The 22,474-nt window shown below is 61.2% G+C and carries 20 protein-coding genes and 1 tRNA gene; 9 read left to right on the top strand and 12 right to left on the bottom strand.

Annotation, left to right across the window (positions count from 1 at the left end; genetic code table 11):
• Window positions 1-4 precede the first annotated feature (4 nt).
• A complete protein-coding gene (locus C440_RS09270; protein ID WP_008320147.1) occupies window positions 5-394 on the top strand; it encodes a universal stress protein in 390 nt (129 codons plus the stop codon).
• 38 nt (window positions 395-432) lie between these two features.
• Here the strand turns inward: C440_RS09270 and C440_RS09265 are convergent, their stop codons facing one another.
• The 5 genes from C440_RS09265 to C440_RS09245 all read right to left on the bottom strand — a co-directional run bounded on the left by C440_RS09265 (window position 433) and on the right by C440_RS09245 (window position 5,888).
• On the bottom strand, window positions 433-657 hold the full coding sequence (locus tag C440_RS09265) for a hypothetical protein (protein ID WP_008320146.1): 225 nt from the start codon (window positions 655-657) through the stop codon (window positions 433-435).
• A 162-nt stretch (window positions 658-819) separates the two neighbouring features.
• On the bottom strand, window positions 820-3,345 hold the full coding sequence (locus tag C440_RS09260; protein ID WP_008320144.1) for a DEAD/DEAH box helicase: 2,526 nt from the start codon (window positions 3,343-3,345) through the stop codon (window positions 820-822).
• A 396-nt stretch (window positions 3,346-3,741) separates the two neighbouring features.
• Window positions 3,742-4,800, bottom strand: a complete 1,059-nt coding sequence (locus tag C440_RS09255; RefSeq protein ID WP_083894008.1) for an OapC/ArvC family zinc-ribbon domain-containing protein — start codon at window positions 4,798-4,800, stop codon at window positions 3,742-3,744.
• 47 nt (window positions 4,801-4,847) lie between these two features.
• On the bottom strand, window positions 4,848-5,240 hold the full coding sequence (locus C440_RS09250) for a DUF2073 domain-containing protein (protein WP_049915581.1): 393 nt from the start codon (window positions 5,238-5,240) through the stop codon (window positions 4,848-4,850).
• Window positions 5,241-5,246: 6 nt separating this feature from the next.
• Window positions 5,247-5,888, bottom strand: coding sequence for an Era-like GTP-binding protein (locus C440_RS09245; protein WP_004058835.1), 642 nt, complete (start codon window positions 5,886-5,888; stop codon window positions 5,247-5,249).
• 1,487 nt (window positions 5,889-7,375) lie between these two features.
• Here C440_RS09245 and C440_RS09240 point away from each other — a divergent pair.
• On the top strand, window positions 7,376-9,010 hold the full coding sequence (locus C440_RS09240; protein WP_008320139.1) for a Cdc6/Cdc18 family protein: 1,635 nt from the start codon (window positions 7,376-7,378) through the stop codon (window positions 9,008-9,010).
• Window positions 9,011-9,082: 72 nt separating this feature from the next.
• Here C440_RS09240 and C440_RS09235 read toward each other — a convergent pair whose 3' ends face one another.
• On the bottom strand, window positions 9,083-10,015 hold the full coding sequence (locus tag C440_RS09235; RefSeq protein ID WP_008320138.1) for a S24/S26 family peptidase: 933 nt from the start codon (window positions 10,013-10,015) through the stop codon (window positions 9,083-9,085).
• A gap of 79 nt (window positions 10,016-10,094) precedes the next feature.
• On the opposite strand from C440_RS09235, the gene C440_RS09230 reads away from it, so the two are divergent.
• Complete coding sequence (locus C440_RS09230; RefSeq protein ID WP_008320137.1) at window positions 10,095-11,648, top strand: DNA-directed DNA polymerase II small subunit; 1,554 nt, start codon at window positions 10,095-10,097, stop codon at window positions 11,646-11,648.
• A 168-nt stretch (window positions 11,649-11,816) separates the two neighbouring features.
• Here the strand turns inward: C440_RS09230 and C440_RS09225 are convergent, their stop codons facing one another.
• Both C440_RS09225 and C440_RS09220 read right to left on the bottom strand, forming a co-directional pair.
• A complete protein-coding gene (locus tag C440_RS09225; RefSeq protein WP_008320136.1) occupies window positions 11,817-12,575 on the bottom strand; it encodes a ZIP family metal transporter in 759 nt (252 codons plus the stop codon).
• A gap of 165 nt (window positions 12,576-12,740) precedes the next feature.
• Window positions 12,741-13,169, bottom strand: coding sequence for a hypothetical protein (locus C440_RS09220; RefSeq protein WP_008320135.1), 429 nt, complete (start codon window positions 13,167-13,169; stop codon window positions 12,741-12,743).
• Window positions 13,170-13,355: 186 nt separating this feature from the next.
• Here C440_RS09220 and C440_RS09215 point away from each other — a divergent pair, with 186 nt between their 5' ends.
• Window positions 13,356-14,534 carry an aspartate kinase gene (locus C440_RS09215; protein WP_008320134.1) on the top strand — a complete coding sequence of 393 codons (1,179 nt, stop codon included), beginning with the start codon at window positions 13,356-13,358 and terminating at the stop codon, window positions 14,532-14,534.
• Between the two features lie 267 nt (window positions 14,535-14,801).
• On the top strand, window positions 14,802-16,148 hold the full coding sequence (locus C440_RS09210; RefSeq protein WP_008320133.1) for a tryptophanase: 1,347 nt from the start codon (window positions 14,802-14,804) through the stop codon (window positions 16,146-16,148).
• 42 nt (window positions 16,149-16,190) lie between these two features.
• Here the strand turns inward: C440_RS09210 and C440_RS09205 are convergent, their stop codons facing one another.
• Together C440_RS09205 and C440_RS09200 are read right to left on the bottom strand one after the other, a co-directional pair.
• A complete protein-coding gene (locus C440_RS09205) occupies window positions 16,191-16,850 on the bottom strand; it encodes a metallophosphoesterase family protein (protein ID WP_008320132.1) in 660 nt (219 codons plus the stop codon).
• Between the two features lie 69 nt (window positions 16,851-16,919).
• Complete coding sequence (locus C440_RS09200) at window positions 16,920-17,492, bottom strand: IMP cyclohydrolase (RefSeq protein ID WP_008320131.1); 573 nt, start codon at window positions 17,490-17,492, stop codon at window positions 16,920-16,922.
• Between the two features lie 132 nt (window positions 17,493-17,624).
• On the opposite strand from C440_RS09200, the gene C440_RS09195 reads away from it, so the two are divergent.
• Window positions 17,625-17,697 (top strand) — tRNA-Gln (locus C440_RS09195).
• 241 nt (window positions 17,698-17,938) lie between these two features.
• On the opposite strand, the gene cgi121 is transcribed toward C440_RS09195, so the two are convergent.
• A complete protein-coding gene (gene cgi121, locus C440_RS09190) occupies window positions 17,939-18,433 on the bottom strand; it encodes a KEOPS complex subunit Cgi121 (RefSeq protein ID WP_008320130.1) in 495 nt (164 codons plus the stop codon).
• Window positions 18,430-20,997 carry an ATP-dependent DNA helicase gene (locus C440_RS09185; protein WP_008320128.1) on the bottom strand — a complete coding sequence of 856 codons (2,568 nt, stop codon included), beginning with the start codon at window positions 20,995-20,997 and terminating at the stop codon, window positions 18,430-18,432. Before C440_RS09185 ends, cgi121 begins: the two co-directional genes overlap by 4 nt.
• A 129-nt stretch (window positions 20,998-21,126) precedes the next feature.
• Here C440_RS09185 and C440_RS09180 point away from each other — a divergent pair, with 129 nt between their 5' ends.
• From C440_RS09180 to C440_RS09175, 3 genes are all read left to right on the top strand, one after another.
• Complete coding sequence (locus tag C440_RS09180; protein ID WP_008320127.1) at window positions 21,127-21,372, top strand: ferredoxin; 246 nt, start codon at window positions 21,127-21,129, stop codon at window positions 21,370-21,372.
• A 147-nt stretch (window positions 21,373-21,519) separates the two neighbouring features.
• The gene (locus tag C440_RS18275; RefSeq protein WP_449404597.1) at window positions 21,520-21,606 is read left to right on the top strand and encodes a hypothetical protein; all 87 of its coding nucleotides are present in this window, start codon (window positions 21,520-21,522) and stop codon (window positions 21,604-21,606) included.
• A gap of 4 nt (window positions 21,607-21,610) precedes the next feature.
• A complete protein-coding gene (locus C440_RS09175) occupies window positions 21,611-22,432 on the top strand; it encodes a DUF7089 family protein (protein WP_008320126.1) in 822 nt (273 codons plus the stop codon).
• Window positions 22,433-22,474: the final 42 nt, after the last annotated feature.

Genomic DNA, 22,474 nt, shown 5'->3' with positions numbered 1-22,474 from the left:
CCATATGGACATTCTCATCCCCATCGACGGGACGGACGCGAGCAAACGCGCTCTCGACTTCGCCATCGAGATGGCAGTCAGGATGGGAGCGACGCCGTACGTCGTGCACTTTACGAACAAACAGACAGACGCGACGGAAGCGATTCTCGAAGACGCTCGGGAGCGACTCTCCGCGGCCAATTTCCCGAACAAACCGGCACTCAGCACCATCACGGTGGACATCTGGACCGCCGACCGAGTCGGCAAGGAAATACTCGAAACGGTCGAGAAAAACGACTACGACCACGTCGTCATGGGACACCACGAAAGCGGCACGGTCGAGCGAGCTGTCTTCGGAAGTGCCGCCGAGACGGTTCTCCGAGACGAGAGCGTCCCGATGACCGTCGTCCCCTAACAGGACGGCAGTCCGACACCGAACTCTCGAAGTCCGACTCAAGCGGACCGAACCGGGCGAGACCCGCGTTCGACGCGCGTGAATCCGTCGTCAACCGCGGTGAGTGAGTGCGTACACTGGACGAACAGACTCCGCTCGTCAGCGCACGACTCAGTCGTACAGAAGATGTCTCGGTCCTCGACGTGGCTGTCGTCGTGCTGTGGTTCGCCGTACAACACGCGCTGGCGGGTCGGGTTGTCGGTGTGTGAGAAATAGTAACTCATGTTCGGGTAGTCAATTGGTCTCTAGCCACATAATGTTTTCTTCGAGGCAACAATATTGGAGATAATCAGGAATCGTGATAAGAACTGTCTCGGTTCTCGGAAGAGTCAGTCGGGTTGCCCACAGTCACAGTGGCCACGAGTGTCTGCAGTCACCGAGAACAATCAGCGGTAGTCGGAACCGATGACTTCCCGAATTCGTTCCGCAGTAACCTCTCCGACGCCCCGAACCTCACGGAGGTCATCTTCGTTTGCCGTCATAACCGCCTCGACGCTCCCGAACGCTTCGAGCAGGGTCCGAGCCGTCACGGGACCGATGTCGGCGATTGCGGAGACGACGTACTCCTGTTGTTCGTCGAGCGTCTTCGCGCTCTTGCCGCCGTGGACGCTCACGTTGCGCTCGCGGTCGGTCTGCTCGCGGCTGGCTATCGTTTTGAGCATTTCGGCGGTGTCGTCTTCGCCTTCGGTAAAGAGGACGCTCACACCGAAATCGACGGCGACAGAGGAGAGTGCGCCCCGAATCGCGCCGGGGTGGATGTTCCGTTCTTCGTAGAGACCGCGGCCCTCGATGATGAGAAGCGGACGCGCGTAGTGGCGCGTGAGGTCGGCGATTTGCTCGAATATCGAGCGGTCGCCGCCCGTGAGCGTGTCGAGGAAGTCCGAGACGCTCTTTCGCTCGACTGCGACCCGGTCCGAAAGGATGTAGTCGCCGACAGCGAGCGTCTCCAGTCGCGTCGTCAGGTCGTCGCGCTTCGAGAGCGTGCGAGCGATGTGAGAGTCGAGTTCCCGCTGGTCAACGACGATTTCGACGCCTGTCTCGTCGTCAGTTCCCGCTTTGGCAATCGTCGCGGTCTGGTCCGACTCGTCGTCCCCGCCGTCGCTCTCGGGCGTGTCCTGCTCGCCGTCAGATTCCGCACGGGCCAGTTGCTCGTCGGAGGGGGCGAACTCCGTGAGGTCCGGCTGTCCGTTCGTCGCGCTCGCGGCAGTGGTCGATTCCGCCGCCGCAGGATTCGCCGCGTTCTCGCTTCCCGAATCCGCATCATCGACCCCTTCATTTCCGGTGGAACCGTCGCGCTCGCCACGTCCGTCGCCACCCCCGCCCGCGAACTCGTCGAGGCCCCGTTGTGAGTGGTCGAGTTCGGCCTCGATGTCGGCCGCGGCACCTTTGAGTTCGCGGAGTTCGTTTTTCATCGTCTTCTCGCGTCGCCGCGAAATCCAGAAGTAGGCCTCGTCGCGGGTGTCCTCGGCGAGGAGGACGACCACCCGACCGTCCGCCTGTCGGCCGGTTCGACCCTTCCGCTGGATGGACCGAATCGCCGTGGGGACCGGTTCGAAAAAGAGCACGAGGTCGACTTCGGGAACGTCCAGCCCCTCTTCTGCGACGGAGGTGGAGACCAACACTTCGAACTCGCCGCCTCGGAACTTGTCGAGTGTCTCTTGTTGTTCTTTCTGCGACATCCCGTCGGACCCTTCGCGGTCGCCCTGCCCGACGAATCTGCGGACCGAGAAGCTCTCTGAGAGGAATTCCGTGAGCGCTTCAGCAGTGTCGCGCGATTCGGTGAACACGATGACGCGCTCTCCGTCGTGAATACCGAGCGTCTCGGCGAGAAGGATTCGCGTCTTTCTGAACTTCGGATGGAGACCGTCGAACGACTCGGCTTTCCGCATCGCTTCGCGGACTTTCGGCTCGGCGACGAGTCGCTGGCTTGCCTTCGACGCGCCCGACGACCGAGCGGCGTTACGCTGACGCTCGAAATACCGCCGCACCGACTCGACAGACTGCGTCTCGACGAGTTCGACCGCTCGGCGGAGTTTCATCACTTCCGCGTGCGTTGACATGCCCTTGTACCCCTCCGACTTGTCGGCGTTCATCAGACGCTGGAGTTCTCCGCGCATCCGATTGAGGTCTTTCTGCGACACGTCGGGTTTCGTAGAGCGCGCGACGCCCAAGTGCTTCAATTTCTCCAGCCGATCCGTGATAACCTCGTTGAGCGCGTCCCGAATCTCCAGAATTTCGTCCGGGAGTTGGATGCGGTTCCACTCGACATCCGTGTCGTGTGTGTACTCGGCGACGTCCGCGTCCTCTTCGGTCATCACTTCAACGTCGGCGATACCGAGGTTTTCACAGACTTCGAGGATGGCTTCCTCGTCGCCTCCGGGCGATGCGCTCATCCCGGTGACGAGCGGGTCGGTCGCGTCGGCGTGGTATCGCTCGGCGATGTAGACGTAGGCGTAGTCACCGCTCGCGCGGTGGCACTCGTCGAAAGTGAGATGCGTCACATCACGCAGTGAGATTCGATTGCCGATGAGGTCGTTTTCGATGACCTGCGGGGTTGCGATAACTATCTGGGCATCGTTCCACAGCGCGGCGCGGTCGTCGGGCCGAACGTCGCCGGTGAAGACGACGATTTCGTCGTCCGGAATGGTCAGCGCCTCGCGGTAGAAGTCCGCGTGCTGTTGGACGAGTGGTTTCGTCGGCGCGAGAAACAGCGACTTCCCGCCGGAGTCGTGTAACCGCTCAGCAGTGACGAGAAGGCTCACTGTCGTCTTGCCAAGTCCGGTTGGAAGACAGACGAGCGTGTGGTCGTCGCGCGCGGCACCTGCGAGTCGAATCTGGTAGAGTCGTCGTTCGATGAACGACGAAACGAGTTTCGGATGGTCTACGTACGCGACGTCCTCGGAAGCCGACATCGGTGACGATTATTCGTCCTCTCGAATAAGCGTTCGCAGAGGACGGTGAAAGTGAACGAGTCCGCCGACGAAAACCGCGGTGGCGGTCGTTAGCTCGCGCTGTCGGCGGCGTCGATGTCAGGGTCTTCTGGTCGCGCTGTCGGGAGCGACGCCCCAAGGAGCGACGCCCACTCAGCGACTTTTTCATTGTTCGATTTGGACATAGCGCTTCCCCAATCAGATATACTCTCAACAATAATATATAACGGTTGTGCCGATGGTAGGGCAGAAATCGAGTTCGCCGCGACTCTCCCGAATCGATTCAACTAGAAGGAGGTGACTTCGGGTTCCACCCGAAACGGCGGGGAGACGGCAATACTCCGGAGTCCCATCGAAAGCTGTGGGAACGGAGAACGGTTAGTCTTCGCGTTCGCCCGGTCCCCACGAGTCGGGGACTTCGATGACGTACCGACCGTCTTCGCGGAGCGAGATGATATATTCGTCGCGGTCGTACAGCTCCATGAGGTTGAGTTCGTACTGACCGGGGTTGACGATTTTAATACTCTCGAACTGGTCGTTGAGTTCCTCACGAAGTTGGTCGAGATTCGGTCGGTCGTCGGACGACGGTTCGATAACCGTACCGTCGGTATCGGTCGGGGCGTCGTTCGGAGCGGTACCAGACTGTCGCTCGGTCGGTGCGGTCTCAACCGGTTGTTGTGCCGTCTCCGGGTCAACCGGGGTCTCGACCGATTCGCGGCGGTTCGCGTCCGCGGCGGCGAGTTCTTCCGGCGATACGACCTCGCTTCGGGCGCTCTTCTGTGAGTTGTCTTCGTCGGTCTCACGGGCGTTGATTCGGTTGGGTTGTCGTTTGACCGAATCGCGCCGTCGCTCGTCGGACGCGTTCGACGGTTGTTGGTTCTGCGTCTCCCGCCGGTTCGAATCGCCGGATTGTGAGTCGTCGGGGGCGGCGGGCCACTCCCCCCACTCTCGCTTTTGTTGCTTCGGAGCGTCCGGTGTCTGTCGAGTGTGTTCTGACCCGGCGGTGTCGTTCGACTCCGCAGGCGGTCTGTTCGAGTCGTTTGGTTCGGTGGTGTTCGAAGACGGTTTTGCAGTGTTCGACGAACCGGTCGATTTCCCCGCCGACCGGTTGGGTTGCTTCGATTGCCCGGAGTCTGCAGATTCACTCGTCGTTCGTGCGTTCGCCCAGTCGCTGACGGTCATCGTGTCGTCGTCGCCTCCGGGACGAGACTGGGACTGTTCTGCCCGCTCGCGGACCGCGTCGGCCGCCGAGGACGTCAAGTCCCGCGTTCCGGCGCCGCCTGTCTGCGGAGCGTTGTCACTGTCGCCCGCCGGTCCGCCAGTGCTGGACGCGGGCTTGAACTGAAACTTGTTGCCGCCGCAGCTTGGGCACCCCGAAAGCATCTCTTTCGAGCCGTCGGGGAACACCTTACCGCACGTCGTGCATTGATGTGGCATTGGTGGATGTTAGCGCCGGATGGCGCGTGTTGGCGTTCGTCGGCCCCCTACTTCCGCGAGACGAGCGCGCTGATGAGATTCTCGTCCTTGTGGAGCGTCTGAATCTGATTTGCAGGACCGATAACCGTGAGCTTTTGTGTCGATTGCCGACCCATGAGTCGGTCAAGGAAGCTCTGGTCTGCGGTCTGCGAGCGCGGATACGTCTCGATTTCGATGCCGTTGAACTCGTCGGGACTGATTTCGGCCATCGTCACCTCGATGAGTTTCGACTCTTCGTCCGGCGATAGTCCCTCTTCGAGGATGACGATATTTCCGTCGCGGACGCCATCGAGGATGAGCCGAATCTTCTCCATGCTGGTGAGATTGGCCATCCGATTCCCGCTGAAGAGGTCTATCTGGACCCCATCGGAGGTGCTGTCGGATGCCGTTGCTTCAGGCATGGGAGATCACCCGAAGTACTCCGCTATCTTGGCGTACACTTCGTCCATGTTCTCCCCTTCGAGCGCCGACAGTTCGACCGTTTCGTGCTGTGGGTACGCGTTTGCGATGCGTTCGACGTTCGAGTCTTCGAGGTCGATCTTGTTCGCAAAGATGAGCACGGGCAGGTCTTGGCTCTCGATGATGCCGATGAGCATCGTGTTGACCTGCGAAATCGGGTCTTTCGTGCTGTCGAGTACGTAGACGACACCGTCAACGTCCTCGCGGAGCCAGTGCATGGCTTCGGCGACGCCCTCGGTCGCCTCTCGGGACCGGCGGACGGCGTCGTCTTTTTCCATGTCGTGTTCGAGGAACTCCTTGTAATCGACTTTCGTCGTCACACCCGGTGTGTCGACGATGTCGATAGTGACCTTCTTGCCGTTTCGCTCGATTTCGACGTTCTCTTTCCGTCGAGCGCGGCGGGTCTCGTGAGGGATGTGGCTCTCGGGACCGATTGCGTCACCGGTCCAATCACGGGCGATACGATTTGCGAGAGTCGTCTTCCCGGCGTTAGGCGGGCCATAAATACCGATTCGCTTTGGCTCGCTCTCCGAAAAGAGCCGGTCAACGACTCGTGAGATGCTGTCTCTGAGATCTGTGAGCAGTCCCATCCTGGGCCTCCCGCACCTCCCGACCACGTCGTGGAGGGCGTATGGAGGTATCACCCAACCGGACTCACTTAAGCACTACGTCAGACACCAGTCACGTTCCAGACAAAACAACAGAAAGAGTGAAACCCTCGCTCTTCGCCTCGAACTGAACGAATTCGATACTTTAGCTCGTGTCAGAACCCGCTGTCGCGTCGGAAACGGTAATTCGCAGGTGTTCTACATTCTTGTTTTCGTGTGTGCGCACACGAAGCGGTGGGCAGTCTGAATGGTCGAATAAACGTGGTATTAGGTCGGTCTGTCACTCTGCGTGTTACTTGACGCACTGGGGTCGTGGTATGCGATGCCACGGGATGAAACAAACCTCGGGTGGACACCCCCACCCCTTTGTTTCGGGTGGAACACCACGAAGGGGTGGGTGGGGGGTGACCGCTAGACGGCAGTCGAGTATTAATTCAATCTACCTCCACCACAACAATAATTGATTTTATCCCAGTGCGGATATGGTAGGACAATATCAGTAATAAAACCACCTCTTTACAAAAGCCACCGAGACCCCCGTCCTTCTGTTTCACGTCTCCACCCGAAACAAAGGGGTGTGGGGCATCCGAGAACCAAGGCTTTCCTGTCGAACTGGAGATCGACCACTTAATTGCACGGAAAATGGGGGGTTAAGTGACTCTCAAAACGTCGCTACCTGCTCATTTCAGCTAATTCCTGTTTCCCCGGTTTCCACACGAAACGAAGGGGTTCTCCAACCCAATTTTCACCTCGGTACACTGGTACCGTCGCTTCTCCATCCTAGGTTACTCCAGCTACCCGCTTCGAATTCGGTTCGTGGTCGGGTTGTCGCTCCGCCGTCAACCGCCCAATTCGGACTCGACCCGAAGCCGTCCCGGTTACCAACGCACAATCCGAGCATCACCCTCGCCGACGCGAAAGCATCCAGCGACAGCACCGAGTCTCCGATTGCGACGCTACCTTCGTCCCTCCGCTTCGAGTCGAAAGTTCTCGGTCTTCGTTTCTACGTTAGGTTCCTACCAAACCGACTCCGGTCATCACGCTCGTCCTAGTCGGTTGCACTCGACCTCCTCGTACTTATTCGAGGACCTACTCAACTTTCGAGAACACTTTGGAGACGAGTACATCTAACATTCCACTCTCGGAGGATTACGCGGGAACTTCCTCTCCCGAACGACTCGTACCGAAAGCTCTCGAACGACCCGTACCGAAAAGTTCGGCACATCGGACTCCCGCGATTATATCTCCAACTCTCGTGTTGAAACACTCCTCTCCGCCCGCGTTTCGGGTGTGGAGGGTCGAACAAGTCGGAGAAGTAAGTTTTTTGTACCAACTGTTCGTTTGGTTCCTTTGCATCATCTGGAATCGCCTTCGCTGGCACGAGGCGAAGATGCCGTTCGTTACCGGCATCAAGCTCTGAAATGGCCGATGTTGGCGAATATTCCACTTGAAACGAAGGGGTACACACGATGGACGAGGACGACAACTCACGAGGAGGGAATCGACGGGAAGACGGTGACAACCCTCGACGCGATGACGACACCGAGGCTGGTGATACACCGGCTGAGACCAGTGCATCCACCGAAGATGCCGTATCCGCCGAGGATATCGACATCCAGGCGAGCATCGGTCCCGATACCGACACGCCCGCCGATGACCTCGACCAGCACAAAGACCCCGACGTCGGACTCGACAAGGTCGTCTTGAACGACGACGAGGGGTCGAAGGGACTGTTCGACGACCTACTCGCCGGCGAACCGATCTTCGAGAACAAGGAAGTCCTTCGCCCATCGTACACGCCACACGAACTCCCGCACAGAACCGACCAAATCAACCAGATGGCGACGATTCTCGTCTCCGCACTGCGCGGCGAGACGCCGTCGAACATCCTCATCTACGGAAAAACGGGAACGGGGAAGACGGCGAGTGCGAAGTTCGTCAGTCAGGAACTGGAATCGACCTCCCAGAAGTACGACGTTCCGTGTGAAGTCGAGTATATCAACTGCGAGGTAACAGACACGCAGTACCGCGTGCTCGCGCAACTCGCCAACAAGTTCATCGAAAAGAACGTCGAGCGCATCGAAGCGGAACAGGACCGACTCGACGAGATGCGCACGCGAGCGACCGAAGACCCGAACGCGCTCGCCGAGACGCCCTACGACTCCATCGCCGAAATCGACGAGCGCGCGGACGAACTCGCCGCCGACGCCGACGAGATGGAGACCGTTCCGATGACGGGATGGCCGACAGACCGGGTTTACACGACGTTCTTCGACGCTGTCGATTACAAAGAACGCGTGGTCGTCATCATGCTCGACGAAATCGACAAACTCGTCGAGAAATCGGGCGACGACACGCTCTACAACCTTTCGCGGATGAACTCCGAACTCGACAACTCGCGGATCTCTATCATGGGTATCTCGAACGACCTGAAGTTCACCGATTTCCTCGACCCGCGGGTCAAATCGAGTCTCGGCGAGGAGGAAATCGTCTTCCCGCCGTACGACGCGAATCAACTCCGCGACATTCTCCAGCACCGCGCCGACGTGGCGTTCAAAGGCGGTGCGCTCACTGACGACGTGATTCCGCTCTGTGCGGCATTCGCCGCACAGGAACACGGTGACGCGCGTCGCGCACTCGACTTGCTCCGAACGGCCGGGGAACTCGCCGAACGCGGACAGGCCGACACCGTCGAAGAGGCGCACGTCCGACAGGCGCAGGATAAAATCGAACTCGACCGCGTCGTCGAGGTCGTTCGGACGCTTCCCACGCAGTCGAAAATCGTCCTCTTTGCCATCATCCTGCTCGAAAAGAACGGCGTCCGCAACATCAACACCGGCGAGGTGTTCAACATCTACAAGCGCCTCTGTGAGGAGATCGACGCCGATGTCCTCACACAGCGCCGCGTGACCGACCTCATCTCGGAACTCGACATGCTCGGCATCGTCAACGCCGTCGTCGTCTCCAAGGGCCGGTACGGCCGAACCAAGGAAATCAGTCTCTCGGTTCCCATCGACGAGACGGAGGCGGTCCTCCTAACGGACTCCCGTCTCGGCGATATCGAAAGCGCACAACCGTTCGTCCAAGCGCGATTCGACAACTGAACGAATCGAGTAGCGATTCGATATTCGAAGCGGTAGAGTCTGATTCCGTTCCGTGACGTTCCTATTCCAGAGCTACGCCGCGACCGCGCCCGACGGCGGATTCGACGCCGCTCTCGATTCCGATTTCGAACCCGACGCATTCCTCTCGGTCCCAGCGGTCTTCAGTTCAGTTCGTGACCGTTCCGTCTCCGGCGTGGTCGTGGTCACTTCGACAGCCGACACACCGGAGACGCCGGAGACACTGATTGACGATTCAGACTCGGCAACTGCCGCCTGTTCTGCCGCGTGGTCGAGAGCTATCGAAGAGCCAGCATCCGTTGGTGGGGTCGCCATCAGCCCGGCCGTTTCGGGGGTGACGGGAGACACGGTGAGCGTGTTTGCGAGCGTGAGGCGAACCCATCCGAGGAAGGGAATGCGGATGCGGGCGATGCCTTGTATCCACTCGGGTCGAACCGGGTCGCTGATACTGCTCACCTGGTCGTATCGCGGGTTGTTGTCCCCCTTGGTGATGAACGCGTCGTAGGGTGCGGGACAGTGAGCGAGTTGCTCGCAGTTCTCCGCGGAGATGTAGTCGGAGTTGGCCTTGTCGTACCAATTTTCACCTTTTTCCACGTGGAACATTGCACGGTGGATGATAGGGGGACCAGCCGCGCCCGGGTCGTGGTAGACGACGACGCTTCCGTCACCACCGAAGGAGCGATAACCGACTTCGGCTCCCGTTTCGGCGGTGACGACGGCGGTTCCATCGACGGCGGCGTCGGGGACGTAACGGTCGGGGCCGGAGATAAACACGAGGTCGCCTTTGTGCATGTGGGGTTCCATGCTCCCACTTTCGACGGCGACCATGGGTGGCCAGACGCCACTGATAGCGAAAAGAATCAGTCCAACAGCGAGGACGGTGAGAACACTCGTTAGTACTTCGCGGATGAACAGTAACGGTCCCTCGTCGAAGTCGAGACCGTCGAACAAGTCGTTGGAGGGCGGGCGGCCGTCGTCGGCACTCATCACTCTCTGTTTGGCCGGATTGGATTTCAACGTTCTGGGTTTCGGCATCCTTTTTGCCGCGCTCTGCCGACTCCGCGGTGTGCCACTGGAGACGCCGGCGCGCATCGTCCGGGCACTCGTCAGTCGCGGCTACAACGCAGAACGCGAGGCCGTGACTCTCATTGCCGGTTCGGACGACCCGGGCAACACGCTCGCCCGCGTCGTCGAAACCGTCCCGGACGACGCGCTTCGAATCACCGCCGACCACGTCCGCGAGGTGCTCGCGTCTGCGCCCGCCGCGGACCCGTCCGGAACCGCATCACAGAGCGCCGCCGCAAGCGACCCCTCCGTTTCCGGTGCAGTATCGGGTGACAGCACAACTCATGCTGGACAAAACACTCCAAGCGAAGCGAAGGGGTCTCCCACCGGACGGAACACAGACCAGTCGGTTCGCTCTCTCGACATTGCGAACGATATGACCGGTCAATCGACCGGCACCGGGGAGTACGACGACTTCGTGAAGGTGTTCCGCGACCGATACGCGAAACTCTCGAAGATGTTGCGCGGACGCGTCAACCACCGTCCGACCAAGGCGCTTTCGAACATGTCCGGTGGAGAGGACGCGGAACTCATCGGACTGGTCGATGACGTTCGATCGACGAAAAGCGGCCACTGGATTATCGATCTCGAAGACACGACGGGGACGTTCCCGTGTCTCGTGATGAAAGACAAGGGAATCGCGTCCTACGTCGATGACCTCCTGTTGGACGAGTGTATCGCCGTCGAAGGGACCCTTTCGGGCGACGGCGGCATCCTGTTCGTCGATTCGATGCACTTCCCGGACGTACCGCGAAGTTACCGTCCGAACACCGCCGACAGACACGTCCAAGCGGCGCTCATCTCCGACGTCCACGTCGGCAGTCAGGAGTTCATGGCTGACGCGTGGAACCGATTTGCAGAGTGGCTCCACACCGAAGAAGCAGAACACATCGAATATCTCCTCATCGCCGGCGACATGGTCGAGGGCGTCGGTATCTACCCGAATCAAGACGAGGAACTCGACGTAATCGACATCTACGACCAATATGAGGTGTTCTCGGAGCATCTCAAATCGGTCCCCGGCGACATCGATATCGTGATGATTCCGGGCAACCACGACGCGGTTCGACTCGCCGAACCGCAACCCGGTTTCGACGACGAACTCCGCGATATCATGTCCGTCCACGACGCACAAATCACGAGCAATCCGTCGATGGTCACGCTCGAAGGCGTCAAAATACTCATGTACCACGGCGTCTCGCTCGACGAGGTTATCGCCGAACTGCCCTCGGAGAAGGCGAGTTACGACGAACCTCACAAGGCGATGTACCAACTCCTGAAAAAACGACACGTCGCGCCGCAGTTCGGCGGTCACACGCGACTCGCACCGGAGGAACTCGACTACCTCGTCATGGAAGACGTTCCCGATATCTTCCACACCGGCCACGTCCACAAACTCGGCTGGGGGAAGTACCACAACGTGCTCGCGGTCAACTCAGGATGCTGGCAGGCACAGACCGACTTCCAGAAGTCCGTCAACATCGACCCTGACTCCGGATACGCACCTATCGTTGACCTCGACACGCTGAACATGACGGTTCGGAAATTCTCCTGAGACGGGCACAGCGGTCGTTTGAGCCGTCCCGGGTGTTCTCTTTGGCGATTCAGAACACGCACTGAGTCTGTTCGGCCGTTCTCCGAACCCCTTTGCTTCCACTCGAACTCGGACGGTCCCTCAGTCTTCGCTGTTCGCGTGTTCCCGCGTTCATCCGCGTGTTTCCCTTCACCCGAGCGTCACGTCCAGATAGAGCATCACGATGACGCCGGCCATGGTTCCGAACGTCGCCACCCGCTCGTAGCCGTTCGCGTGCGTCTCAGGGACGATTTCGTCCGAGATGACGAACAACATCGCACCCGCGGCGAACCCCATCGCGTACGGGAGGAGCGTTTCGGCGTATTGGATGGCCCACGCACCGAACACGGCGAGTGGAATCTCGACCAATCCGGCGCGGATTCCCGCGAACGTCGCGTACGTCGTGTCTCGAAGCCCGGCGTTGACGGCGGCGATAGAGACGGCGAGTCCTTCGGGAATGTTCTGGATACCGATTGCGAGCATCAGTGGGATGGCGGTTCCGAGGTCGCCAGAGCCGAATCCGACGCCGACCGCGAGACCTTCCGGCATGTTGTGAATCGTAATGGCGATGATAAAGAGGACGACAGAGGCCATTTTCTGGTCCGCTTCGGGGCTTTCGGTGCGCGTCTTCCCGGTGACGAGGATGTGGACGTGTGGAATCCACAGGTCCGCTTGGTCGAGAACGAGAACGCCGATGACGAATCCGACGAGTACGGGAATCGGATTCCCGCCCGCGGCCTCGATACCCGGAAGGATGAGACTCGTGAAACTCGCCGCGAGCATGACACCGGCCGCGAAGCCGAGAAGTGTATCGAGCGACCGCTTCGACGGGTCGCGCCACACCAAAATGAGGAGTGCACCGACCATGTTCAGACCGGCGATGACGAGTCCCCCCACGAGACCCTGCATCACGGGATTCGACCCGGCAATGGAGACGAAAACGTCCTGTATTGACGTCACAGACAGTCACCGTCCAACTGCCGAGCAGTACATCTGGTTGTCATAGGTTCTCAAAAGAGAGACACGCATGTATGCGCTCTGCCGACTATCGAAAGGTGAGAGACGCCGCGTCGATTAGTTCGTTTCGTCGAGATAGTACCGAACCGTCGGGGTTCCGTCGAAATTCGGACCGTATCCGACTCGTTCGAAGCCGACGTGCTCGACTGCCGTTTGGAGCGGTGTCTCGGATTCGAGGACGAGCACCTCGACCGGCAGGTGCTCACTGCTGGCGAACCGGAGGGGTTCTTCGAGGAGTCGTCGAACCGCATCTTCGGTCCCGCCGAGTCGGGTTACGTGAAGGACGCCATCTCGTACGTCGAATCCGACGAAGCCGAGCACCGAGTCATCGACGACCGGCGCGTCGGCGTTCGGGTCGGCATCGGTTTCAGCGGTTGCGATACGGACCGTTCGGTCGCGTATCAACCGACGCATCGCTCGTTTTGGCGCGTCGGCGACGGCGGCGAGGGCCTCGGCGTCCGCTTCGACGGCGTCTCTGACTTTCATACCTAGTCGTTCCGCGCCTTGGTTTATAAACTTCAGCACGGAAGAAGGTCGAGGGGCCGTCTCGGCGGCGGATTCGGTGGTGTCGGCAACCGTTGAAACGGAGGATATAATTATACGTCCACCTGCGTTAGCCCCTCGCATGTCTGTACATCGAGCGGCTCAGCGACACGTCCCGGCGGTGGAACGATGCGCGTAGTCGCAAAGTTCGGCGGCACCTCGCTCGGGAGCGGTGACCGAATCAATCGCGCCGCGGACTCCATCGCCGCGGCCGTCGAAGCAGGACACGAGATAGCCGTCGTCGCCTCCGCGATGGGTTCGACGACGGATGACTTACTCGACGAAATCAAGTTCGAAGCCGACGACAGAGACCGCGCCGAAATCGTCTCGATGGGCGAACGAACCAGCGTTCGCATGCTCAAGGCGGCGCTCGCGGCCCGCGGTGTTGACGCGCTCTTTCTGGAACCCGGCGCGGACGACTGGCCGGTCATCGCAAACGACCTCGGCGAAGTCGATGTCGAAGCGACCCAACAGCGCGCCGCGAAACTCGCCTCGGAGTTAGACGGCGTCGTGCCGGTTATCACTGGTTTCCTCGCGCAGAACCACGCCGGTGAAATCACGACTCTCGGTCGCGGTGGCTCCGACACGACCGCCGTGATGCTCGGAAAGTACATGGACGCCGACGAGGTCGTCATCGTGACCGACGTCGAGGGCGTCATGACCGGCGACCCCCGCGTCGTGGAGGGCGCGCGAAACGTCGGCCGAATCACCGTTGACGAACTCCGGAACCTCTCGTTCCGTGGTGCTGAGGTCGTCGCACCGTCAGCACTCTCTTACAAAGACGAAGCGCTCGACGTTCGCGTCGTCCACTACCAACACGGCGACTTACTCACCGGCGGGACGCTCATCGAAGGCGAGTTCCACAACCTCATCGACATGCAAGAAGAGCCGTTGGCATGTCTCACCGTCGCCGGGCGGGCGATTCGAAACCGACCGGGCATCCTCGCGGACCTCTCTGTCGCCCTCCGCGACGAGGATATCAACGTCGAGTCGGTCGCATCCGGCATGGACTCTATCACGCTCTACGTCCGCGAAGACGCCTCGAATCAGGCTGAGGCGGTGCTTCACGACCGCGTTGTCGCCGACGAAGCCCTCTCGTCTGTCACCGTCGATGACGACATCGCCGTGATTCGTGTCACCGGCGGAGAACTGCCGAACCGTCCGGGCGTCATCCTCGAAATCGTCCGACCGCTCTCCGAGGCGGGTATCAATATTCACGACGTCATCACCTCCGCAACCTCCGTTGCTATCTTCGTCGCGTGGGCCGACCGCGAAGACACACTCGAAATCATCCAAAACGAATTCTAAGCCGATTCGACCGCGCTCTCCGACGCCGATTTGAGTGTTCTGTCGGGGCGCGGTCAACACCGTATTACTCTTCCAACCGGGCGATTTGCGTCGATTCGCTACCGAGTTGCCGACTGGCGAAGTCGGCCAGGACTGCCTGTCCGTGGGTGTCACCAACACAGGCGAGCACACCGATGCACAGAACCGTCCGAAAACGCCGAGAAAATGGCTTCTAACCCCGTTTTCCCGCCTGCATTATTCTTCACATTCGCGGGCGTGAGTGGTGATATGCGCTCGTACAAAGCGAAGATGGTTGAACCCATCACTCTTCCCTCCCGCGAGGAGCGGGAGTCCGCCATCGAACAGGCGGGGTACAACGTCTTCAACCTCGATGCTCGTGACGTCTACATCGACTTACTGACCGACTCCGGCACCGGAACCATGTCGGCGGACCAGTGGGCGGCGATGATTCGCGGCGACGAGGCGTATGCAGGAAGCGACTCGTTCGCCAACCTCGCCGAGTCCGTCCACGACGTCATGGGGTTCGAACACGTCGTTCCGACCCACCAAGGTCGCGGCGCGGAAAACGTCCTTTACGGCGTCCTCCTTGAAGACGGCGACGTCGTCCCGAACAACTCTCATTTCGACACGACGCGGGCACACATCGTCAACCAAGGCGCGGAACCGGTCGATTGCCCCTCGCCCGCCTCCCGCGACCCCGACTCGACAGCGTCGTTCAAGGGTAACTTCGACCTCGACGCGGGGCGCGCGCTCGTTGAGGAAGTCGGCGCGGACTCCATTCCGGTCGTCGTCCTCACCATCACGAACAACTCCGTCGCCGGACAGCCGGTTTCGATGGAGAACATCCGCGCGACGGCCGAGTTCGCCCGCGATATCGACGCGCTGTTCGTCATCGACGCCTGCCGGTTCGCCGAGAACGCCCACTTCATCAAGACCCACGAGCAGGGCTACGAAGACGCCTCTATCGCCGAAATCGCGCGCGAACAGTTCGAGCACGCCGACGCCATCACGATGTCGGGGAAGAAAGACGCCCTCGTCAACATCGGTGGTTTCGCGGCGATGAACGACGAGGCGATATTCGAACACGCAAAACAGCGTGCAATTCTCTACGAAGGCTTCCCCACGTACGGCGGTCTCTCGGGTCGAGACATCGAAGCGATGGCCGTCGGTCTCCGTGAGGCGGTCACGCCGCCCTACGTCGGCGAGCGCGTCGAACAGGTGGCCGAACTGGGCGACTTGCTCTCCGAGGCAGATGTCCCGGTCTACCTCCCGACTGGCGGCCACGCCGTCTACCTCGACGCCAGCGAGATATTCTCGCACATTCCGAAAGAACAGTTCCCCGGACAGGCCCTCGTGTGCGCGCTCTACCGCGAGGGCGGCGTCCGCGGTGTCGAACTCGGTGGATTCGCCTTCCCCGGAACGGACCGTCCGGACCTCGTGCGCCTCGCGCTCCCGCGGCGCACCTACAGCCGCGAACACCTAGAACACATCGCCGAGACGGCCGCCGAGGCGATGGCGAACGCCGACGAGTACGACGGCCTCGAAATCGTCGAGGAACCGCCGATGAAAGAGCTTCGGCACTTCTCGGCGAGACTGAAACCCGTCTCGAACTGACTGGCATCGGCTCTCGATACTCCATTCCCCCCGATTTTCGCGTCACGCTCCTTCGTAGAGCCGACTCGCCAGCCGTTTCGGTAGCCCGACCTCGCTGACACGCTCTGCGACGCGGTCGATATCGTAGTTGACACGGTGTTCTTCGACCGTCATCGAATCGAGGTCAACCACCGAGTAGGCCGCTCGCGGGTCGCCGTCGCGGGGTTGGCCGACGCTTCCAGGGTTCAATACGATTCCTTCGTCGTAGCGCTCGTACGCTTGGACGTGGGTGTGTCCCAACACGAGGAGGTCTTCCCCCGAGAGCAGTGCTGGGGAGAAGTCATCCGGATAGGTGTAGCGGTCGGGGTCGTCGGGATGGCCGTGGACGATTCGAACGCGGTCGTCGGCGACAGTCCGCGTCTCTGGGAGCGAGTCGAGCCAATCGAGCGACTCGGAAGAGAGCGCTTCGCGGGCGAAATCAACGCCCGCGGCGGCCATGCTGTTGAACCGAAAGCCCGTCGCGGCCGCGACTGCCCGGTCGTGGTTGCCGGAGACCGTCGGAACGTTTCGATTTGCCAGTGTCGTCACGCATTCTTCGGGCCAGGGGTTGTACCCCACCACGTCACCCGCACAGACTAGTCTATCGACCGGTGGCATCGATTCGAGGACGGTATCGAGTGCCGGGAGGTTTCCGTGCACGTCCGAAATAATGCCCAGACGCATAGCTTGCGATTGGCTCGCGCGAGTGAAAAATTCGAGGCCGGTATCGGCGACGGTGCCGACTCGGCTCGATTAGTTGCCGTTGTAGAAGGCGGTCTCGACCGAGTCGGTGACCGTCGCCGCGGCGGCACAGACTGCGTGTTCGAACTCGTGGTCGTAGAGTTCGCGGGCGGCGTCGGCGGCGGTGTCGGCCGACAGGTCGAACGCTCGCGGTTCGTCCGCTTCGTAGGTCGCAACGAGCGTCGGTTCTTCGACTGCCGTCACGAGGAGTGCGTCCTTGCGAACGATGCCGATGTACGCGTCCTCGGCACCGACGACGCCCGCGATACGCGGCGTGTCGTAGTCGTCTTTCTCGTAGTCGAGCGCGAGCAGAATCTCGACGAGCGCGTCGCGCGGCGTGTAGCCGAGGTCGAGTTTTTCGGCGATAGGGTCGACTTGTGACCCGTTTCCGACGACGACGTAGTCGCCGCCCTCGCGGACGCAGTTGTAGGCGATGTAGGGGTTATCAGTCTCTGGAGCATCGGGCGTCGGCCCGACGGTCAGGGTTCCGTCTCGGTCCATAACCCGTCGATTCGGGAAGGACCGAGAGGAGACGCGGTAGGCACCGATTCCGGGACCGACGACGACGAATCGTCCGACGTACATACACGACAATGGATAGAACTGGTGCAAATAGTTGGTGGTTTATGCACGTCTGTTCGGTTGACTGGCACTATATGGCATGGGCGAACCGACACGCAACGTTTACAACTACCGACGAAGTACGAAACGATGCGAAGTCCCATGGGGTAGTGGCCAATCCTGTTGCCTTCTGGGGGCAACGACCCAGGTTCGAATCCTGGTGGGACTATACTGGTCAAACAGTTCGAACGTCGGGAGGTGACTCCCGGAAGTTCGAATCCTGGTGTGACTTTTTCCGTTCTCTACACCTTTCGGGGCGATGCTGTCCCCTGTTCTCCAGTTGAAACGAAGGGGTGACATTCTGAACCCGTGGGGGACCGTTTCGGGTGGAGAATTAGTGTTCTCAGTTCACTCAAACTCCGAAAGCGGAAGATATCGGAGTAGAGTCACCGTTCGACGCTCGTCTCTTTTCAGCGGTCAACCGCGAGGAGTGCTACGCGTTCTTTGACGAGTGCGGCGAGGTCGTCGTCTGCCATGGCACGTTCCTCGTCGCCGATGTCGAAAAAGTCGCAGACGAGCGATTCGTCGTAGTTGCCGAGTGTTTCCGCGGGCGTGAGGTCGAGGCGGTCGAACAGCGCGGCCTCCGCCGCTGGTTCGTCGCCGCCGTCGATGACGATAACGACGGGGTGCGTTCCATCGCTGACACCGATTTCGAAGGCGCGATTAATCTGGCGGCGACCGCTGGCGTAGAGGATGAACTCGACGGCGCGGTCGCGGGCGATTTCGTTGCCGCGAGAGATGGCTCGGTCGGCGAGTTCGACCGCCCGTTCGAGATGGTCGCGGTCCACGATGTACCGTGCATCGAACGCTTGAATCGTCGCTTCCGTGTCGTCTGCGACTGCTCCGACGGTGGCGATGAACGCGTCGAGGTCGGAGACGGTCGCGTTTGCTTCGAGTACTCTCATTCGAAATCACCGAGGCTGGCCTGCTGGTCGGCGCGGTCTTTCGCCGTCTCGAAGCCCGAATCGTCGGGGACCGCGTCGTCCGGCGCGTCCGATTCGTCGATGTCGTCCATCGACGGATTCTTTCGACCCGCCGCTTCGAGGATGTTCTCGGCGGTCTTGCGGCGGCCGCGGAGCGCGGCGAGAATCCGCGATTTGTCTGCCTCGCGGAGGTCGGCGCGGGTCTCGACACCCGCTTCGAAGAGCCGGCGGGCGCGCTTTCGACCGACACCGCGGACGCCGGCGAGGTCGAGCAGTTCTTCGCCGACGCCGTACTCGACGCGCTTTTTCGCCTCTCGGACCGCGTACACCGCGTCGAGGTCGAGTTCGGAGGCGAGCCGCTCGGCCGCACCCAAGAGCCACTCGGCGGTTTCGACCTTCCCGCGGATGTCGCCCGGGCCGACCCCATAGCGCTCCGTGATTCGACTTTCGTCAACCTCTCCAACCCAGTCTTCGAGTAGGGTGGCGGTTTTGAGCGCCGAGAGCCAGTCTTCGAAGGCGACGTCTTCGTACTCCGAGGGGACGCGCCCGAGGAACTCGGGTTCGCGTTCGTAGCACAGTTCGGTGTAGGTCTCTCTATCGCCGGACTTCAGGTACAGTTGGTACATGTCCGGCGTCCGGCAGACGAGGTGGTAGAGACCGAGCGGGGTCGGGTAGGTCTGGTCGGTCTCGAACTCCTCGACAGTGTCGCCGTTACCGCTATCGTCAGCGTCGCCACCGCAGTTGTTTCCGTCTCCGCCTCCGCCCGCCGAGACCATCTCGCTCGCTCGCTGGAACCCGGTGGAGTCGTCGGCTGTCTCTTGCTTCGTCTTCTCTCGTTTCGTCTTCTCTCGTTTCGTCTTCTCTCGTTTCGTCTTCTCTCGTTTCGTCTTCTCTCGTTTCGTCTTCTCTCGTTTCGTCTTCTCGGGCGTCTCGCCCGCGAGCGCTCGCAGTTTCTCCGAGCGGTGTTTCGCACCCCACTCCAGCCCGTCGATGATTTCGGCGGCGCTCATCGGGTCGAGATAGAGCCGCGAGACGGTGTGTCCGACCGGCGTCGCCTTGATGGTCTCGCCTTCAAATTCGATGAAGCCGTTCACGTCGAGGTAGTCGAGCACGCGGTCTGTGACCTGTCCAAGTCGCTCCGGGTCGTCGGTTTGCGTGGCGTAGAGCGTCTGGTCGAGAAATTCGAGCAGGCCCTCGCGGGTGTGTGCGAACCCGGAGGCGACGGTTGCGAGCAGGTGCGTCCGAAGTGCGGGCTCGGCCGCCAGTTTCGAGCGCACGTTTTCCGCTTCGGCCCAGATGTACCGCTCGAACAGTTCGTCGCGGGTGTCGGCGTCGGACGCGAGTAAGACCGCCTCGCCGTAGGGGTCGAGTCCGGGGCGACCGGCGCGACCCATCATCTGGTGGACTTCGAGCACGTCGAGCGGTTTCATGCCGCCGTAGTCGCCGTCGTAACGTTGCCAATCGCGGACGATGACGCGCCGACTCGGGGTGTTGACACCGGCGGCGAGCGTCGGCGTCGCCGAGATACACTTGATGAGTCGGTCGCGGAAGGCGTCTTCTACGAGCGTTCGGTGTTCCGAGGCAAGCCCGGCGTGGTGGAACGCCGCGCCCTTGGCGACGACGTTGGCGAGGTCCTCGGACGTCTCGGTGTCGGAGACGTCGCGTATCTCGGCGGCCAACTGTGCGAGTTCGCCGCGTTCGTCGCCCGTGATGTACTGTTCTGTCACGTCGGCCATCCGCCGGGCCGCAGACTCCGCGTTGCGTCGGGAGTTGACGAAGACGAGCGACGACCCTTGGTCGTCGTCGTCGTCACCGTCGAGAGCGTCCGCGACGAGGGCAGGCGCTTGTCGTTCGCCGCGACCGACCGAAACTTCGCGCTGGCTCCCGTCGTCGAAGTTGATGGCGTTGCCGTAGTGAACGCCCATCTTGAGGTCGATGGGACGCCAGTCGGACTGGACGAGTTCAGCGTCTAGCCACTCGGCGACTTCGCCCGCGTTGCCGACGGTCGCCGAGAGCGCAACGACCTGCAAGTCCGGGTTGAGTCGGCGGAGTTTCGCCAGCGTCACTTCGAGCGTCGGACCGCGGTTACGGTCGTTGACGAGGTGGACTTCGTCGGCGACGACACACGAGAGTTGGTCCATCCACGCCGCGTTGTTGCGGACGAGCGAGTCCACTTTCTCGGAGGTGGCGACGATGATGTCGCGCGAGGAGAGCCACTCACCGCTGGACTCGTAGTTGCCCGTCGAGACGCCAACGTCGATGCCGTACTCTTCCCACCGTTCGAACTCGGCTTTCTTCTCGGAGGCGAGCGCTCTGAGCGGGACGATGTAGAGCGCTTTCCCTCCTCGCGCGACGCTCGACAGCATTGCGAGTTCGGCGACGAGCGTCTTCCCGCTCGCCGTCGGGACGGCGGCGACGAGGCTTTCGCCGTCGGTCAGGCCGGCCTCGACGGCCTCGGCCTGCGGCGGATACAACTCCTCGATACCCTCGTCGTGGAGGGCCTCGGGAACGCCCGTAGGCAGGCTCGTTAGGTCCGCTGTTCGCATTGCATCCACCTTGGACCGTCCCTCGGTTTAAGCCATCGGGTCGGTCGTGGACGCCTGGAACCGTCAGACCCGTGGGACCCGTCGGCAGTCGTCGGCAATGCTATGTACGGGCCGCCGGAAGATGCCGACATGAAAGTCGAGTACGACCGCGACACCTGCACTGGCATCTTCCAGTGCGTCGATGAGTGGGAGGCGTTCACGAAGAATCTCGACGACGGGAAAGCCGACCTCGAAGACGCAGAAGAAGTCGAAGACGGCACGTTCGTCCGCGAGGTCCCAGAGGACGCCGAGTTCGACGCGAAGTTCGCCGCCCGCGTCTGCCCGGTCGAAGCCATCCGCATCATCGACGACGACGGCGAACAACTCGTTCCCTGAGCCGACTCCACTGTCTCAGTTTTGTTAGGTTACTAAAATGTGCGACGGCTGACCGTGGGTTGGTCTCCCGAACCCCTTCGTTTCGGGTGGAGATTCGCACGACGAGAGACTGTACAGATTTAAGCGGCGCGACGCCAACGTGCGACCATGAGCCAAGCGACGAAAATCGTGCTCGGTACCGTCGGCGTGTCAGCCGTGTTGGCCTTCGTGTTCGTCGGGATGAGCCTCGCCTGAGGACATGTTCGAGACGCGCACACTGCCGTCGGACCTCGAATCGGTCCGCGACGAGTACGCACCCGGAGCGCTCGTCGTGGACGTAAGCGGGGATTTCGACACCATCCCGCCGGAAGCGGCGGAGAACCTCGGTCTCGTGGTCGAGTCGCTGTCACCGGCGGCATACCCCGACGAGTGGCTACCAGACGCGGTACCGCAGGCGGTGCGCCGATACGCCTCCTCGGACTTCACCATCGGAATGCCGGGCGACGGCACTGTGACGTGGACTGAACAGACGTCGCCGCCGGTCGTCTTAGTGAAATACCGGGCGAAGGGGACGCCGGACGACTTTTTGGATTTCCTCATCGCCGAGGCGCTCGTACAGGCAGGGACCGACGATATTCCGGAACACTTCCTGCCCTTCTTCGGCGAGCAGTACCGCAACCTCGCCGACGCGATGCCGCTCGGTCCGAACGAGACGTATCAGGTCGCGGCCGCCCTCTACGAGGGGTGGGTTGGTCTCCACACCCGCGACGCGTTCTCGTCGTGGGACGGACGACACGACCGCCTGCACGACGCGTGGGTCGATGCGGGCGAGCGGCTCGACGAACGACTGGCGAACCTCCCGCGGTTGGTCGCTCTCGGCCAACTCTCGTTCCCCGAGGCAACGGAGTTCGCGTGTTCGGCCGTCAAACACGGGCGCGAGCTTCCAGCGCCCTTCGCCGCACTCGACACCGTGGCGTACCGCGACCACGGAGCGACCTACGCGGTCAAGTGGGCACAGAAGACGTTCGAACAACTCGCCGAGGCCCGAGACGAACAGGACGAACAAAACGACCCCGCGTAGCGTCGGCACGCGACGCTCACTGCTCTCGTCTTCGCTTCGACC

Origin of the sequence: Haloferax mucosum ATCC BAA-1512, from assembly GCF_000337815.1 — an archaeon.
GTDB classification, from domain to species: domain Archaea; phylum Halobacteriota; class Halobacteria; order Halobacteriales; family Haloferacaceae; genus Haloferax; species Haloferax mucosum.
Note: the sequence above shows the minus strand (reverse complement) of the source record. Positions and strands in the feature narration are given on the sequence as shown.